The organism is Bradyrhizobium sp. 1200_D9_N1_1 (assembly GCF_052075915.1).
Classification (GTDB): domain Bacteria; phylum Pseudomonadota; class Alphaproteobacteria; order Rhizobiales; family Xanthobacteraceae; genus Bradyrhizobium; species Bradyrhizobium diazoefficiens.
In genome coordinates this window covers 1-16,445 of sequence record NZ_CP197226.1, presented here as the reverse complement: position 1 = coordinate 16,445, position 16,445 = coordinate 1, and the positions used below count along the sequence as shown (strand labels likewise).

13 protein-coding genes are annotated in these 16,445 nt (G+C 66.0%); all 13 read right to left on the bottom strand.

The window, feature by feature from the left end; genetic code table 11:
• Positions 1-2: 2 nt before the first annotated feature.
• Positions 3-650 carry a DUF6064 family protein gene (locus AB5K84_RS00065; protein ID WP_011083640.1) on the bottom strand — a complete coding sequence of 216 codons (648 nt, stop codon included), beginning with the start codon at positions 648-650 and terminating at the stop codon, positions 3-5.
• A 142-nt stretch (positions 651-792) separates the two neighbouring features.
• Positions 793-1,443, bottom strand: coding sequence for a 2-hydroxychromene-2-carboxylate isomerase (locus tag AB5K84_RS00060; RefSeq protein ID WP_011083641.1), 651 nt, complete (start codon positions 1,441-1,443; stop codon positions 793-795).
• A complete protein-coding gene (locus AB5K84_RS00055; RefSeq protein WP_011083642.1) occupies positions 1,440-1,928 on the bottom strand; it encodes a DUF2867 domain-containing protein in 489 nt (162 codons plus the stop codon). The genes AB5K84_RS00060 and AB5K84_RS00055 overlap by 4 nt, the downstream gene beginning before the upstream one ends.
• Complete coding sequence (locus tag AB5K84_RS00050; protein ID WP_038965170.1) at positions 1,925-3,319, bottom strand: MATE family efflux transporter; 1,395 nt, start codon at positions 3,317-3,319, stop codon at positions 1,925-1,927. Before AB5K84_RS00050 ends, AB5K84_RS00055 begins: the two co-directional genes overlap by 4 nt.
• A gap of 226 nt (positions 3,320-3,545) precedes the next feature.
• Positions 3,546-4,841 carry a UDP-N-acetylglucosamine 1-carboxyvinyltransferase gene (gene murA / locus AB5K84_RS00045; RefSeq protein WP_011083644.1) on the bottom strand — a complete coding sequence of 432 codons (1,296 nt, stop codon included), beginning with the start codon at positions 4,839-4,841 and terminating at the stop codon, positions 3,546-3,548.
• 293 nt (positions 4,842-5,134) lie between these two features.
• Positions 5,135-7,570, bottom strand: coding sequence for a DNA topoisomerase (ATP-hydrolyzing) subunit B (gene gyrB, locus AB5K84_RS00040; protein ID WP_011083645.1), 2,436 nt, complete (start codon positions 7,568-7,570; stop codon positions 5,135-5,137).
• A 281-nt stretch (positions 7,571-7,851) separates the two neighbouring features.
• Positions 7,852-8,535: a hypothetical protein gene (locus AB5K84_RS00035; RefSeq protein ID WP_011083646.1), complete on the bottom strand. Its 684-nt coding sequence runs from the start codon at positions 8,533-8,535 to the stop codon at positions 7,852-7,854.
• 140 nt (positions 8,536-8,675) lie between these two features.
• Positions 8,676-10,832, bottom strand: a complete 2,157-nt coding sequence (locus tag AB5K84_RS00030; protein ID WP_011083647.1) for a hypothetical protein — start codon at positions 10,830-10,832, stop codon at positions 8,676-8,678.
• 118 nt (positions 10,833-10,950) lie between these two features.
• A complete protein-coding gene (locus tag AB5K84_RS00025) occupies positions 10,951-11,694 on the bottom strand; it encodes a hypothetical protein (RefSeq protein WP_038965171.1) in 744 nt (247 codons plus the stop codon).
• Positions 11,695-11,806: 112 nt separating this feature from the next.
• Positions 11,807-12,943, bottom strand: a complete 1,137-nt coding sequence (recF, locus tag AB5K84_RS00020) for a DNA replication/repair protein RecF (RefSeq protein ID WP_011083649.1) — start codon at positions 12,941-12,943, stop codon at positions 11,807-11,809.
• Between the two features lie 91 nt (positions 12,944-13,034).
• Positions 13,035-13,400 carry an endonuclease domain-containing protein gene (locus tag AB5K84_RS00015; protein WP_011083650.1) on the bottom strand — a complete coding sequence of 122 codons (366 nt, stop codon included), beginning with the start codon at positions 13,398-13,400 and terminating at the stop codon, positions 13,035-13,037.
• 127 nt (positions 13,401-13,527) lie between these two features.
• Positions 13,528-14,646, bottom strand: coding sequence for a DNA polymerase III subunit beta (dnaN, locus tag AB5K84_RS00010; protein ID WP_011083651.1), 1,119 nt, complete (start codon positions 14,644-14,646; stop codon positions 13,528-13,530).
• 386 nt (positions 14,647-15,032) lie between these two features.
• A partial coding sequence (gene dnaA, locus AB5K84_RS00005) for a chromosomal replication initiator protein DnaA (protein ID WP_011083652.1) occupies positions 15,033-16,445 on the bottom strand: 1,413 nt, incomplete at its 5' end.

Genomic DNA, 16,445 nt, shown 5'->3' with positions numbered 1-16,445 from the left:
AACTAGCAGGCCGATGCGACCCGCCGGTCACGCTGGATCAGCAGTGCCAGAGAGACAGCTCCAGCCACCAACAGCGCCCAGTCTTGCGGCACGCGGAGCAGTATCGCGGCGCTGCCGCCGACAAGCGACCATAGAAACGGGATCACAAGGAGCCAGCGCGGGACCGGCTGCCTTGTCAGCAGCAACATGCCGAAGCTGAAGATGGTGACGGGACACGGCGTGACTCCGAACATCGGCAGTTCGTTGGGGTGCTGACCCATCTCGAGGCCGAACAGGGGGTAGATCGCCGCCGCGTAGAACACGAACGCGACTCCGATAACCCCCGCTGATTCCTCATTGTAGTCGAAATCGATCCGGTTTTGGCACACGCCGAAATAGACGAAGGCCGCAGCCTGGACGACAAACAATGCGCCGAAAATGTAGGCCAGCTTGTTGATCGTTGCGAAGAAGGTCAGGTGATAGACGATCCCGGTCCATGCCCACATCGCCGCAAGAATGCCGGCGACGATCTGATCGGCCCATCTGTCCTTGCGAAACACCAGCACGAAGGCCAGCCCGCCCAACAGATATGCGAGAACCTGCATCGGCCAGATTGCCCGGTTGTAGCTCGCAAAAACACCTAGGAATTGCTCGATCGTGAACGGCAGCATGATCGCGGCTCCTTCCGCGAGGAGACGCTATGCAGCCGGCGAGATGCATCATTTGACCGGGATCAACGCGGATGCACGCCCGGCCGCGGCATGTTGACCTATGTCGGTCATGGGCCGAGGCCGGTACGCATCAGGACTTGCCCTACCGCTTCGTCAGGCCCTTGTCCTGCATGCGCCAGACCAAGAGATCGATGCGGTCCTGGCCGAAGAACGGCTCGTTCTCGAACACGAAGGTCGGCACGCCCCAATGGCCGGAGGCGGCGTGGTCCTTCTCGTTCTCCGCGATCACCTGCTCGTAACGATCCGGATCTGCGCTGATTGCAGCATCCATCGCGGCGAGATCGAAGCCGGCCTTCTCGGCAGCGCGGGCGAGATGATCGCCTTCGTTCCAGCCCGCCACCGAGCCGTCCCATAGCACGCGCGCGATCGCATCGGTGAATGCGAGCGAACGGCCCTCGAGCTGCGCCATCGCGCCCAGCCGGGTCAGCCGGTGGATGTAGGGCTGCTCGGCCGCGACATCGAACGTCGTCTTGTCCTGCACGATCGGATCCGGCCTCGGAAAGCGGAACGGAATGCCCTCGTGCTGCGCGACGCGCGTGCTGTCGAGCACCACATAGCGAATGAAGTTCGGGCTGGCCTTCTTGAAGAAGCCGGGGACGCGGACTGCGAGCGGATAGACCGGTCGCAGGTTCACCGCGAGGTCATACTCCGCGACGAGCTTCAGCGTCTTCGGCAGCGCCAGATAGCTGAAGGGACTGCGGTAGGAGTAGAAGAGGTCGACGGACAGGGTCATCTCGCCGGTTCCGCGATGCGCTTCATCATGCCGCGGACCACGAACTTGTGGAAGGGCATGATGAGGGCGAGATAGGTCCGGCCGAGCAGATTGTGGGTGCGCACCAGCGTGGTCGATGTCACCTGGCGGTCCGCCTCCGTTCCGGCGACATCGACGACGAGGCGGAAATCGAGATGGGAATCGTTGAAGCCCGCGACCAGCCGCTCGGGTGTTTCGCTGACCACCGGAAACAATCCGATCAGGCCATACGGCGCCGGCGCACCTTCGCCCGAGGTCTTCAGTCCGAACGGTCTCACCAGGATGTTGCGCAGGCGTATGAGCGCATCGACCCAGCGTGGCCCGTGCAGCACCATCCGCACGCAGGCCTCGCGGGCATTCACCGCCGTCGCGCCGATCTCCACGCGAAATGCGTCCACGAACTGCGCGCCGGCCAGCAGCGTGCCGGCGTCGACATTGGGAGGAACTTCGCGGACTGTGCCGATCATCCCACCAGTCTGCGCGCCAGCATCCGGAAGCGCAAGACCAGGAGGCCGGCATAGACGAACGTGCCGATCGAGAATCCGATCCAGACGCCGACTGCGCCCAGCCCGGTGTGGAAAGCCAGGACCCAGGCGACGGGAAAAGCGACGCACCAATAGCCGATCGCCGCGAACGCCAGCGTCATCCGGGTGTCATTGATGCCGCGCAGTGCGCCGCCCATGATGGTCTGGAGACCGTCGGCGATGAAGAAGGTCGCGCCGACCAGCAGCAGTGTCGCCGTCAGCTCGACCGTTGCCGCGCTGGCCTCGCTGCCGCCGAAGAACAGCCGTCCGAGCTCGTAGCGGCCGAGGATGATGGCAACGGTCAGGGCCGAGACCAACGCCACGCCAAGCACCGCCGCGACGAGGCCCGCACGTCTCACCGCGGCCGGGTCGTTGCGGCCGAAGGCGTGGCCGACGCGGACCGTCGCCGCCATGCCGATGCCGAGCGGGACCATGAACAGCACGGCCGTGACCTGGAGCGCGATTTGGTGCGCGGCAAGCGCCGTGGTCGAGATCAATCCCATCAGCAGCGCGGCGGACGAGAACAGGCCATATTCCAGCAGCAGGGAAGACGAGATCGGCGCGCCGAGCGCGATGAGCTGGCGCACCAGGGGCCAGTCGATCCGCCAAAGATGGGCGAGCGGGCGGTAGTCCGAAAATGGCTTTCGCCATGCGGCGATGGCGAGCACGGCGAGGAAGGTGCCGAGATTGACGAGCGTGGTCGCAAGCCCCGCGCCGAACAGGCCGAGCTCCGGCAGGCCGAACAGGCCGTGGATCAGGACATAGACCAGCGCGGCATTGACGGGGATCGCTGCGACCGTGATCCACAGCGGCGGCTGCGGCCGGTTCACCGCGCTCATCATGCCGCGCAGCGCGATGAAGCCGAGCGCCGGCGCGATGCCCCAGGCGAGGCCGTTCAGGTAGCGCTGGGCGAGCGCGGCCGACTGCGGCACCTGTCCGAGAGCGATCAGGATGTGCTCGCCGTAAAGCGGCGAGGCCATCATCGGCAGCGAGATCAGCAGCGCGACCCACAAGCCGACGCGCAAGGCGCGGCGGATGCGCCTGACGTCGCCGGCGCCGAACGCCTGCGCCACCAGCGGCGACACCGCAGCCATCAATCCGAGCCCGAAGGTAAAGCTGACGAAATAAACTGTATGCGCCAGCGCGGCGGCGGCGACCGCATCCTCGCCGAGCCGGCCGATCAGCGCGAGATCGGTCGTGATCATCGCGATCTGCCCGAGCTGCGTCAGCATCATCGGCACGGCCAGCCGCAGCGTCTCGACGAACTCATCGGCGAGATGGTTTTGCGGCACGCCGGATTGCGGCTGCGAATGATGTTGCACGGTGTCGAGCATGGTCACTCAATAGCATCACTGAGCGACGAAAACATGGCCCGTGTCTCTTCTCCCTCTCGCCGTTCTCACGGGGCCGCGACGAGTTTTGCTCGCGCTGAGAGGGTTGGGGTGAGGGGCCTGTTTCCGCAGAAAAGATGGCAGTTGGATTCGCGGAGGCTCCCCCTCACCCGGATTGCATCTGCGATGCAATCCGGCCTCTCCCCGCAAGCGGGGAGAGGCAAAGACCTCAGCTCTTCCTTTCCGGCACGCGCTTGATCTTCGCGCCCAGCGCGTTCAGCCGCTCCTCGATGCGCTCGTAGCCGCGCTCGATCTGGTCGGCGTTGTTGATGGTCGAAGTGCCCTCGGCGCAGACCGCGGCCAGCAGCATCGCCATGCCGGCGCGGATGTCGGGCGAGGTCATCGGCGCGCCGCGCAGGCGGCTGGGGCCGGCGATGATGGCGCGATGCGGATCGCAGAGCACGATACGCGCGCCCATCGCGATCAGCTTGTCGACGAAGAACATCCGCGATTCGAACATCTTCTCGAACATCAGGATCACGCCCTCGCATTGCGTGGCGGTGACGATCGCGATCGACATCAGATCGGCCGGGAAGGCCGGCCAGGGCTGGTCCTCCAGCTTCGGCACGTGGCCGCCGAAATCGTCCTGGATCTTCAGCGTCTGGTTCGAGGGCACGATGAGGTCGTCGCCCTCGACGCGGCAGACGATGCCGAGCCGTTCGAAACCCATGCGGATCGAGCGCAGATGCTCGACACCGGCGCGCACGATGCGAAGCGGCGAGCGCGTTACGGCGGCAAGCCCGATCAGCGAGCCGACCTCGATATGGTCGGGCTGGATCCGGTAGGTCGCTTCCCCCAGCGTCGCCGGACCATGGATGATCATGGTGTTGGTGCCGATGCCCTCGATTTTGGCGCCGAGCGCGACCAGGAAGTTGGCGAGGTCCTGCACATGCGGCTCGGAGGCTGCGTTGCGCAAATAGGTGACGCCGTCGGCCGCGACCGCCGCCACCAGCGCGTTCTCGGTTGCGGTGACGCTGGGCTCGTCCAGGAACACGTCCGCGCCGGCGAGCTTTGGCGCGCGGAATTCGAGCCGGTCGGTCGCGGTGACTTTGGCCCCGAGCTGTTCCAGCGCCAGCACATGGGTGTCGAGCCGGCGGCGGCCGATGACGTCGCCGCCGGGCGGCGGCAGCATCACCTCGCCGCAGCGGGCGAGCAGGGGGCCCGCGAGCAGGATCGAGGCGCGGATGCGGACGCAGAGCTCGGGGTCGAGATCCGCAGCGCGGATGCTCTTGGCATGGATATGAAGCGTGTTGCGGGCGGTCCACTCCGCCGCCGCGCCGACCGAGCGGATCAGCTCGACCAGCGTCTCGGTGTCGCGGATCCGCGGCACGTTCTCCAGCGTCACCGGATGCTCGGTGAGCAGCGCGGCGGCGATGATCGGCAGCGCCGAATTCTTGTTGCCGGACGGCTCGATCGAGCCCGAGAGCCGGTGACCGCCCTCGACGATGTACTGGATGGGCGCCACGGTGGTTCTCGCTGTCCTGTTGGGTGGGGCGGGGTGGTTCGGAGGCGGAAACTACCGAGAATTGGGCACGGTAGCAATTCGGGCTTGATGGCCGCCACGAAGGAGGTGCGCTCCCTCTCCCGCTTGCGGGGGAGGGCTGGGGTGGGGGTGCTTCAGCGGTGGGGTTGTCGAAATCTACGGAGAATATCCCCGCGAGGAGAAAGCCCTCACCCGCCGCGCGCGGGACGATGCTTCGCACCGCCCGGGGCGCGTCGACCTCTCCCGCAAGCGGGAGAGGTGCAACGAGGTCGGGGCTAGATATCGATCGTCGCGCTCAGCGAATGTTCCTGGATGAAGTCGCGGCGCGGCTCGACCACGTCGCCCATCAGCTTGGTGAAGATGTCGTCGGCCTCGTCGACCTCCTTGACCTTCACCTGGAGCAGCGAGCGCGCATTGGTATCCAGCGTTGTTTCCCAGAGCTGCTCCGGGTTCATCTCACCCAGTCCTTTGTAGCGCTGCAGGGTGACGCCCTTGCGGCCGGCGTCGGTGACCGCTTCGAACAGATCGACCGGACCGTGGACCGTGTGCTCGACGTCCTTGCGCCGAAGGTTGCCGGGGCGGGCATAAACATCCTGCAGCTTGGGCGTAAATTCGTCGAGCTTGCGGGCCTCGGCCGAACCCAGGAACGCGGAGTCAATGATCGCGACGTCCTTGACCCCGCGCACAGTGCGCTCGAACTGGAAGCCCTGGCCTTCCACGTAGTGGCCGACCCATCCGCGTTCGACATCCTCGGCCTGCTTGTCCAGCCGTCCGGCGACGTATTGGGCGGCCGCGGCGGCCTTGTCGGGATCGCCGTAGATGTCCTTGTTCAGCACGCCAGTGATGGCGGCCTGCTCGACGACCTTGCGGTTGTAGCGGGTGTGCAGATTGCGCAGGATGCTGCGAACGACGCGGGCGTCGTCGATCAGTCCGCGCAGGTCACGGCCGCTGCGGTCGCCGCCGGTGCCGGGCGTGAATATGCAATCATCGAGACCGGTCTCGATCAAATAGTCCTCCAGCGCCCGCTCGTCCTTCAGGTACTGCTCGGACTTGCCTCTGGAGACCTTATAGAGCGGCGGCTGGGCGATGTAGAGATAGCCGCCGTCGATGATGTCGCGCATCTGCCGGTAGAAGAAGGTGAGCAGCAGCGTGCGGATGTGGGCGCCGTCGACGTCGGCGTCCGTCATCACGATGATCTTGTGATAGCGCAGCTTCTCGATCGAGAACTCGTCGCTGATGCCGGTGCCGAGCGCCGTGATCAGCGTGCCGATCTGCTCGCTTCCCAGCATCTTGTCGGGACGCACGCGTTCCACGTTGAGGATCTTGCCGCGCAGCGGCAGCACCGCCTGGAATTCGCGGTTGCGGCCCTGCTTGGCGCTGCCGCCTGCCGAGTCACCCTCGACGATGAAGAGTTCGGACTTGGCCGGATCCTTTTCCTGGCAGTCGGCGAGCTTGCCGGGCAGCGAGGAGACCGAGAGCGGGCTCTTGCGCGTCAGCTCGCGCGCCTTTCGCGCGGCTTCGCGGGCGGCTGCGGCCTGGATCACCTTGCCGACGATCATCTTGGCTTCGCTAGGGTGCTCCTCGAACCAGGCCTGGAGCGCCTCGTTGAGCACGTTCTCGACCACGGGACGCACTTCCGAGGACACCAGCTTGTCCTTGGTCTGCGACGAAAACTTCGGATCGGGCACCTTGACCGACAGAACGGCGGTGAGGCCTTCGCGGCAATCGTCGCCGGTCAGCGCGATCTTTTCCTTCTTCGCATTGGCCTCGGCATAGCCGTTGACCTGGCGCGTCAGCGCGCCGCGGAAGCCGGCGAGATGGGTGCCGCCGTCGCGCTGCGGGATGTTGTTGGTGAAGCACAGCACGTTCTCGTGGTAGCTGTCGTTCCACCACAGCGCCGCCTCGACGCCGATGCCGTTGGCTTCCGCGCGCACCATGATCGGCGCCGGCACGATCGCCTTCTTGTTGCGGTCGAGATATTTGACGAATTCCTCGACGCCGCCGGAATAGTGCATCTCCTCGCGCTTCTCGACCGCGTGGCGCATGTCGGAGAGGGCGATGTTGACGCCGGAGTTGAGGAAGGCGAGCTCGCGCAGGCGGTGCTCGAGCGTCGCGAAATCATATTCGATGTTCTTGAAGGTGTCGGGCGAGGCCAGGAACGTCACCTCGGTGCCGCGCTTGCCCGGCGCGTCGCCGACCACCACCAGCGGTGCGACGGCATCGCCATGGGCGAACTCGATGTAGTGCTCCTTGTTGTCGCGCCAGATGCGCAAGCCGAGCTTGCTCGACAGCGCATTCACGACGGAGACGCCGACGCCGTGCAGGCCGCCGGAGACCTTGTAGGAGTTCTGGTCGAACTTTCCGCCGGCATGGAGCTGGGTCATGATGACCTCGGCCGCCGAGATGCCTTCACCCTTGTGGATGTCGACGGGAATGCCGCGGCCGTCGTCGCGCACGGTGACGGAATTGTCGGCATTGAGCACGACATCGACGCGCGTGGCGTGGCCCGCCAGCGCCTCGTCGATCGCGTTGTCGACGACCTCGTACACCATGTGGTGCAGGCCCGAGCCGTCGTCGGTGTCGCCGATATACATGCCCGGGCGCTTGCGGACGGCATCGAGACCCTTGAGCACGCGGATCGATTCCGCCCCGTAATCGCTCGGATTTGAGGGCTCGTTTTCGGCAGGCGTCTGCCGAGCAGGTTCTGTCATAAGAGGCCTTCGAGATGTCGCCCGAATCAGCCGCGCAAAAGGCGCTGATGTGAGGCTATTTGTGCCATGAAAGACCGCTTGCGCCTAGCGCAAAGTATCCTCCGGCAACCCTTTGACTAAATAGGGATTTTTGGCCGGTTTTCAAGCCTCGCAAAGGCCGATTCTGGGCGCCGCAAAAAGCGCGATTCGGACCCTCTTTTTCACCCCCTCGAAGGCGTGGATTTTGCGGGGTGGGAAACGGCGTTCCGGGCGCCGTGGCGCGCCGGACCAGGCCACTGGGTTCAGTATATCTGGGACGGTTTCTTATCGTCGCTGAGGCCCCAGGCCTCGCCTGAGGCCAGGGTGACGGTATCGGTGCGCACCCGAAGGCCCGACACGCGTAGCTCGTAGGAATACGTGCCGGGTGGCAGATCCAGCACTTGTGGATGATTTTCGCCGCCCGCGATCTTGATGGTTTGATCGTTGATCACAAGCGAAGCCACATCCGGCCTTAGATAGCCGAATATCAGCCGCGCTTGTCCTGATATCGGCAGGACATCGGCCTTGGCTGCAGCCTCCGGATTCCGTTGCGCTAGGCTGACCGTGGTCTCGCCCTTGGCGCGGCCAAGCTTCAGCACGGCCGGGCCCTTCGGGGAGACGAAGGCGAGTTGCACGCGATCGGCGGCGATCATTGCGTCATCCGGCTTCTCCTGCCAGCCGCGCTGTCCGAGCTCTCTGCGGTAGAAGGCGAGCACCTCGCTGAGCTCCGCGGGCACGCGCGCTTCGATCTCGAGCCGGAGCGGGACCTTGGCGTCATGCGCGTGCGTGGTGCGGAATTGGCTGAAGCTGCTTTGCTTCGGTGCCGGCATGTCGACGTCGGGATCTGCCGTCAGCGGCTCCTTCGAACAGCCTGCGAGAAGCGTGAGGGCGCACACCAGCAGCCGCCATCGTGCCGGAACTCTCGTCCCGCGCTTGACCGTTGTCATGCTCCATCTCCGAGAATGTCGCGCGTGGTGATCTTCGCGCGATGCGGCGGCTGCGACACGGTCGCCGCCGCTTCCAGACGACTAGTCGCCCCAGGAACCGGACAGGTTCAACCTGGCCGTTACAGGTACAGGCGGCGGGATCAATACATCTGCAGCGGAAGCACCTTGCCGGTCGGACCCACCATCAGGCCCCAGGCATCGCCGGCGGCGACCGTGAGGGTCTCGGTGCGGGCGGGACGCCCCGGTACGCGCAGCGCATACTGATACTTGCCGGGCGCCAGATCGAGCATCGGACCTTTCGGCGACTGCGGGCCGCCGGCGCCGGCCGCGATCTTGATGGTCTGCTTGTTGATCGTGAGCGATGCTTCCTTCGCCCCGATATTGCCGAGCATCACCCTGGCCTGGCCCGGCTTGGGCATGATGTCCGCCTTGGTCGCGGCATCCGGATTCTTCTGCGCCAGATTGACAATGGTCTCGCCTTTGGCGCGACCGAGCTTGAGCACGGCCGGGCCTTGCGGCGAGGTGAAGTCGATCTGCGCGCTATCTGCGGACACGGCGGCACCGTCGGCCTTCTCCTGCCAGCCGAGCTTTCCAAGTTCAGTGCGGTAGAACGCCAGCACGTCGCCGAGCGGGGCGGGGATGCTGGCCTCCAGCTCGCGGCGGAACGGCGTCTCCGTGCCCGGCAGTTTCGTGGTGGCGAGCGAGGTCGACGAACGCTGCGTCGGCACGGGCAGCTGGGACTCGGTGTCCGGCTTGAGCGGCTCGGATGACTTGGCCTGCACCTCTGCAGGCTTATCCGCAGGCTTGGCCGCAGCCACCCTGAGGCCCGAACCCTCGGCACTCACCCGCACCTCGGGGCCCATCTGCATCACGGTGAAGGAGATCGACTTGCCGCTTCTGGCAAACTCCAGCATCGCCATGTTGGGCTGGTTGATGACCGAAGGCCGCTCGTTCCAGCCCAATGGCTTCAGCGAGGCCCGGTAGAACGCGGTCAGCGCCTTCACGCTCGATGTGGACGAGAATTCGAGGCTGCCGTCGCTGCCTTCGAACTTCACGCCCTCGGCGTTCTCCGGCAGCGGCACCGGCGTCTTGCTGTCGGCGAGCGCGTTGAGCGGGGCATCGGACAGCGCGGCCGCCTGCACCTTGCGGCGCGCCTCGTCGGCGGCGATGACCTGCTTTGCGGCTGCCGCGGCATCGCTGAAGAATCTGTCGTCAGCCTCCTTCTTTGCCTTGGCGCGGGCGGCAAGGGCTGATTCCTTCACCTGCGCGGTCAGGCTGACCATGGTGAAATCGTATTTGCGGCCAAGCCGCAGCACGCCGGCTTCCTCGGCGTTGGAGATCTTGATCGCCACCTCGTCGCCGGGCGCGAGCGGCGCGCTGCCGTCCTCCTGCCAGCCGCGCGCGGCGAGCTCGCGATGATAGAAGGCCAGCACCGCGGGCAGCTCGGCCATCGCGGCCGCCGACATCTCGCGCTTGTTGGAGCTTGCGCTGCCGAGCCCCCTCGACGACTTGGTGAAAGTTGGCCGCGGCAGCCCGGCGGCGTCGCTGTCGGCCTTGAGATCGAAGGGAAGCGCGAAGGGCGCGACGCGGATGTCGACATTGGTGCGGCCGTCGTCCCGGCGCGTCAACGTCAGCATGACGGGCTTCTGCTTGTAGAAGCCGGTGACCTCACTGTCGGGATGCTCGTAGAACACGCGTAAGCCGTTGGGAACGGTCTCATCCAGGCTGGTCGTCCAGCGCGCGGCCGTTTCCGGCGTGAGCTTGCGCCAGCCGATCGCTTCCATCTGGCTGGCGTAAAAGTCCGATGTCGTATCGAGCGCGCTGGGCGCGATGCAGCCGAGATAGGGCCTTGTGCCATCGAACACGATGTCGCTCGCGCCGTCGGGGAACGGCACGTTGCCGTAGATCCGGTCGGTCGAATAGTAGACCACGGACTGGTCGGGCCGGCCGAGGGCCTGCGTGAAATGAACGGACAGGCCCTGCCGTCCCTTCTTGAAATTCAGCGTGGTGCTCTTCTCCTCCAGTGGCCGTACATAGGGCACCCAGCCGGCGGCGCCGAGGAGCTTCTTCACCGCCGGCGACGTCACGGATTCCGGCGTCGGCATGCGATATTCGACGCGGTAGGGATCGGGGCGCGAATTATCCTCCACCGCACCCTCGAGCTGCGGCAGCGCGTGAACGTCGACAATGCCATCGTCGGCGCGTGCGGGCAGAGACGCGCTCGCCATGAGCAGAAGGCCGCAGGCAAGCAGCCGCCAGCGTGCCGGGACCTGCGTCCCGCGCTTGATGATCGACATCGCCAAAACTCCTGGATTTCGCGCGGGTCTTGATCCCTCGCGCAATTGCAGGCTGCGACACCGTCGGCGCGGCCTCGGATGAGAAGTCGCGGCAGGAACCCGTGAGGTTCAAAAGGGCTCAATACAGCAGGAGCGGCGACCATGCGTCACCGTCGGGCCCGACGGTGAGCTCCCAGGTATCGCCGACAGCGACGTCGAGGACATTCGTGGTGGCTGGATGGCCCGGCACGCTCATCTCGTAGGAATATTTGCCGGGCTGCAGATCCAGCGACACCGCATGGGCGCCGGCGGCGCGCTTGATGGTCTGCTCATTGATCGTGAGCGTGGCGTCCGTCTTGCTGATATTGGCGAACACCAGCTTGGCCTGGCCGGGTTCGGGCATGACGTTCGCGTCGGTCGCGACCAATGCGTTCTTCTGCACGAGCTTGACCGTGGTGCTGCTGTCCTTGCGGTGGAGCTCCAGCAGCGCTGGTCCCAGCGGGGAGGCGAAGGCGAGCTGGACGTGATCGGCGGCGATCACCGCGCCGTCGCGCTGCTCCTGCCAACCGAGCTTGCTTAGCTCGGTGCGGTAGAAGGCGAGCACGTTGCCGAGCTCGGCGGGTACGGTGGCCTCCAGTCTGATGCGAAGCGGCGCTTTAACGCCCTGCACCACGGTGGTGTGGGTCCCCCTGTAGCTGTAACGGGTCGGCGCGGGCAGCTTGGCCTCGGGGTCCGGCGTGAGCTCTGCCGAAAACAGCCGCGGCAGATCCGGCACAAAGGCGCCGGCGGTTGCCGCGAGCATGCAGCTTGCGAGCAGGGCGAGGCCGCACGCAAACGCTCGCCATCGTGCCGGGGCTTGCGCCCCGGGCCTTACCGTCCGCATCTCACTCTCCAAGAGATTGCGATTCATGTCATCGCGCAGTCACGGCTGCGACGTCGTCGGCGCGGCCTCCGACAGCTAGTCGCGGCGGGAAATCGTCGGGTTCAATGGCGTTCTAGCGCCGGGCGGAGACGCGTCCGCTCTCGACGTCAAAGACTTCGCCCCCGGCGCCGATCTCGGCGAAAGCGGCGGGGTCCGCGCCGGTCAGCCAGACCTGCGCGCCGAGCTTCTTCAGCTCCTCGAACAGCGCGGCGCGGCGGTTCGGATCGAGATGGGCGACGACCTCGTCGAGCAGCAGCAGCGGCACGATGCCGGTCATCTCGGCGACCAGCGTCGCGTGCGCCAGCACGAGGCCGATCAGAAGCGCCTTCTGCTCGCCGGTCGAGGCATCGCGCGCCGGCATTCCTTTCGGCGCGTAGATGACCTGGAGATCGGTCAAATGCGGGCCGTCGGTGGTGCGGCCGGCAATCGCATCGCGCGGGCGGTTGTCGCGCAGGATCTGGCGGTAGCGGTCCTCGACCGACGTCGCGGTCTCCCGGAGCAGCGCGTTCTCCATCCAGCCGTCGAGCGCGATCTGCGCCGAAGGAAAGGCGGAAGCCTGCGCGCGCGCGCTCAGCATGCCGGTCAGCCTTGCTGCGGTCTGGCCGCGGGTTGCTGCGACCGCGACCGCAAGCTCGGCGGTCTCGCGCTCGATCGCGTCACACCAATGGTCGTCGTAATTGCGTGTCTCGAGCAGGCGGTTGCGCGAGCGGAGGGAGCGCTCGAGCGCGTTGATGCGGCTGGAATGCTCGCTGTCGATGGCGAGCACCAGGCGGTCGAAGAAGCGCCGTCGCTCGGAGGCCGCGCCCATGAACAGCCCGTCCATCGCCGGCGTCAGCCACACCATGCGGATGTGGTCGCCGAAGGCGGCCGCCGAATTCACCGGCTCGCGGTCGATGCGGCAGCGCCGGCTCACGGCAGCGTCGGCGCGCGGCGGCTCGATGCCGGTGCCGAGCGTGGCGAGGCCCAATGCGCCCTCGACCTGCGCAGACACGGCCCAGGAGCCGTCGCCCTGATTGTCGGCAACGTCCTCCAGCGTCGCACGGCGCAGGCCGCGCCCCGGCGACAGGAACGAGATCGCCTCGATGCAATTGGTCTTGCCCGCCCCGTTCGGCCCGACCAGCGCCACCATGTCAGCCGCCGTCTCGAGCCCCGCCGCCCGATAATTGCGAAAATGCGTCAGCGTCAGGCGATGAATGCGGGAGGGGGTCATTTTAACTCGTCATTGCCGGGCAGTGCCTTTCCCTCCCCCCTTGTGGGGGAGGGTGGCGCCTCACGAAGTGAGGCGACGGGTGAGGGGTATGTTACCGCGTGGCGAGCTTTGCAAGAATGTCTTCCAGCACAGCCGCGGGCTGTTGCAACACCTCGTTGTTCCAGTAACGCGCTATGGCGAAACCTGCCGCGGACAAGGCTGCGTCACGAGTTGCGTCGCCTTGTGATTCCGCATGTTGGCTTCCGTCAATCTCGATCACGAGCCTCTTCTCGAAACAGACAAAGTCGAGAATGTAGTTCTTGAACGGCTCCTGTCGGCGAAACTTGAAAGTGGAGAGCCGACGATCCCTCAACAAGCGCCACATTGCCCTCTCGGCGTCAGTCGGCTCGTGCCGCATCTTCCTTGCAAATTGGCGGAGAGGCGGGGCGATCGGTCGATGGGACGGGTCTCGTGGCACCAACCCCTCACCCAAGTGAGCTTGCGTCAAACATTGGTGCAGCCCTCTCCCACAGGGGGAGAGGGCGCAGTAACGTGCATCGCGCGCGGTTCTAAGGGCAGTGTGTGCTGGCGAGGGAGCACGTCCCTCACACCCGCATCGGCATCAGCACGTAGAGCGCGCTCTTGTCGTCGCGGTCCTGGACCAGGGTGGGCGAGCCGGGGTCGGCGAGCCTGAGGGTCGCGACCTCGCCTTCGATCTGGGCGGCGATGTCGAGCAGATAGCGGGAGTTGAAGCCGATATCGAGGGCGTCGGAGGCGTATTCGACCTCGAGCTCTTCGGTCGCGCTGCCGGAATCCGGATTGGTCACCGACAGCACCAGCTTGCCCGGCGACAGCGACAGTTTCACCGCCCGGCCGCGCTCGCTGGAGATGGTGGAGACGCGGTCGACCGCGTTCTCGAAATCCTTCTTGTCGACGACGAGCTCCTTGTCGTTGCCCTGCGGGATCACGCGGCCGTAGTCGGGGAAGGTGCCGTCGATCAGCTTCGAGGTCAGCACGACGTTGCCGATCGTAAAGCGGATCTTGGCCTGCGACAGCTCGATCGTCATCTCGGCTTCGGTGTCCTCGATCAGGCGCTGCACCTCGCCGACCGTCTTGCGCGGCACGATTACGCCGGGCATGCCGTCGGCGCCCTTGGGCTGGACCAGGTCGAGCTGGGCGAGGCGGTGGCCGTCGGTGGCGACGCCGCGCAGGGTCGCGGCCTTGGCGGTGCCGGCGGCGTGCAGATAGATGCCGTTGAGATAATAGCGCGTCTCCTCGGTCGAGATCGCGAACTGGGTGCGGTCGATCAGCCGCTTGACGTCCTTGGCGGCGAGCGAGAACGAATGCGACATGTCGCCGGCGGCCAGATCCGGGAAATCATTCTCCGGCAGGGTCTGGAGCGTGAAGCGCGAGCGGCCGGCGCGGATCGCCAGCACGGCGCGGTCGCCGTCGGCCTCGAGCACGATCTGGGAGCCGTCCGGCAGCTTGCGCACGATGTCGTAGAACATGTGCGCCGGCACCGTGGTGGAGCCGGCAGTCGCGGTTTCCGCGGGCAGGGTTTCCGTCACCTCGAGGTCGAGGTCGGTCGCCTTCAGCGACAATTTCGCGTTCTCGGCCCGGACCAGCACGTTGCCGAGGATCGGAATCGTATTGCGGCGCTCGACCACGCGGTGGACATGGCCCAGCGATTTCAGGAGTTGCGCGCGTTCGACCGTAACCTTCATTGCACTACTCGCCCGATCCCCAAGAAAATACAGCGGTGAAAAAGCCGGGCGGCCGAAAAGCGCGCCGCGGCACCGAAGACCCCGACAGGCCGGGGTCTCCAGCCGATATGACCAAAGCCGTCAGGGTCGCGCAAGGTGGCGCGGATGGCCCCCGGTTTCAAGGGATCGGGGGGCAGTTCCCCACGATTTACAGGCAAAAACACCGCCGCCGCTCAGGCATAGGTCTGCTCCCTCGCCCCGCTTGCGGGGAGAGGGTTGGGGTGAGGGGGAGTTTCCGCAAGGGAGGTGAGAGTTGGACGCGCCGAGAGTCCCCTCACCCGGAATCGGCGCTGCGCGCGTATTCCGACCTCTCCCCGCAAGCGGGGAGAGGTGAAAGAAATAGGCGTTTATTCCTGAAGCTGGCGCTTCAGCGACTCGACTTCCTCCGACAGCGCGGTGTCCTTGGAGACCAGCGCCTCGATCTTGCGCACGGCGTGCAGCACCGTGGTGTGGTCGCGTCCGCCGAAGCGGCGGCCGATTTCGGGCAGCGAGCGCAGGGTCAGCGTCTTGGCGAGGTACATCGCCACCTGGCGCGGACGGACCACGTTGGCGGTGCGGCGCGAGGACAGCAAGTCGGAGCGGCTGACATTATACTGCCGCGCCACCACGCGCTGGATGTCCTCGATCTTGATCCGCTTCGGCTCCTGCGGCCGGACCAGGTCGCGCACCTCGCGCTCGGCCATCTCCAGCGTCACCGGCTGGTTGTTGAGCTTGGAATGCGCCAAGAGCCGGTTGATCGCGCCTTCGAGGTCGCGGCCGTTATGGGTGATGGTGCGGGCGAGATAATGCAGCACCTCCTCCGGCACGTCGAACGTCGCATGATGGGCGCGGGCGGCGGCGACGCGCGACTTGAGGATGCCGTGGCGCAGCTCCTCGCCGAGCGAGCCCATCTCGACCACGAGGCCGCCGGCCAGCCGCGAGCGCACGCGGTCATCCAGGCTTTCGAGATCGGACGGCGGACGGTCGGCCGCGATCACGACCTGGCGGCCGGCGTCGATCAGCGCGTTCAGCGTGTGACAGAACTCGGCCTGAGTGGACTTGCCCTGCAGGAACTGGAGATCGTCGATCACCAGCACGTCGATACCGCGCAGCGCTTCCTTGAAGGCGAGCGCCGTCTGCGTCTTCAGCGCGGCGACGAAGCCGTACATGAACTTCTCGGCCGTGAGATACAGCACCTTACGCTCGTTGCCGGAATTGCCGGCCCAGGTCACCGCCTGGAGCAGATGCGTCTTGCCGAGGCCGACGCCGGCATGGATGTAGAGCGGGTTGAACATGACGGGATCGCCGCGACGTCCTTCGGCAACCTGGCGCGCGGCTGCATGGGCCAGTGTGTTGGAGCGGCCGATGACGAAGCTCGCAAAGGTCAGGCGCGGATCGAGCGGCGAGCCGCCGAGCGCGTCATGATTGGCCGAGACCGGCGCGGTCGCGGTCGAGCGCAGCTCCGGCGCAGGCGCGCGGCGTGTCTCGACGGGTGCGGGCGCTTCCTTCGGCGGCGCGACCGGGCGCACCGCGGAGCGCACGGTGAGATCGATGCGATGCACTTCCGGCATCTCGGCCTGCCAGCACGACAGCACGCGCTCGGCATAATGGGCCTGGATCCAGCTCTTCAGGAAGCGCGTGGGAACCGAGAGCCGCACGCTCTCATCCTGCACGTCTTCGAGATCCATGCGCGCAAACCAGCTCGTATAGATGTCTTCGCCGACGCTCGAGCGCAGCCGACCCTTCACGCGTGACCAGCGATCCTGTTCCGATGTGTTCAT

Coding starts and splice junctions, on each gene's coding strand:
- AB5K84_RS00065 (WP_011083640.1), bottom strand. CDS start 650: ATGCTGCCGTTCACGATCGAGCAATTCCTAGGTGTTTTTGCGAGCTAC.
- AB5K84_RS00060 (WP_011083641.1), bottom strand. CDS start 1,443: ATGACCCTGTCCGTCGACCTCTTCTACTCCTACCGCAGTCCCTTCAGC.
- AB5K84_RS00055 (WP_011083642.1), bottom strand. CDS start 1,928: ATGATCGGCACAGTCCGCGAAGTTCCTCCCAATGTCGACGCCGGCACG.
- AB5K84_RS00050 (WP_038965170.1), bottom strand. CDS start 3,319: ATGCTCGACACCGTGCAACATCATTCGCAGCCGCAATCCGGCGTGCCG.
- gyrB (WP_011083645.1), bottom strand. CDS start 7,570: ATGACAGAACCTGCTCGGCAGACGCCTGCCGAAAACGAGCCCTCAAAT.
- AB5K84_RS00035 (WP_011083646.1), bottom strand. CDS start 8,535: ATGACAACGGTCAAGCGCGGGACGAGAGTTCCGGCACGATGGCGGCTG.
- AB5K84_RS00030 (WP_011083647.1), bottom strand. CDS start 10,832: ATGTCGATCATCAAGCGCGGGACGCAGGTCCCGGCACGCTGGCGGCTG.
- AB5K84_RS00025 (WP_038965171.1), bottom strand. CDS start 11,694: ATGCGGACGGTAAGGCCCGGGGCGCAAGCCCCGGCACGATGGCGAGCG.
- recF (WP_011083649.1), bottom strand. CDS start 12,943: ATGACCCCCTCCCGCATTCATCGCCTGACGCTGACGCATTTTCGCAAT.
- dnaN (WP_011083651.1), bottom strand. CDS start 14,646: ATGAAGGTTACGGTCGAACGCGCGCAACTCCTGAAATCGCTGGGCCAT.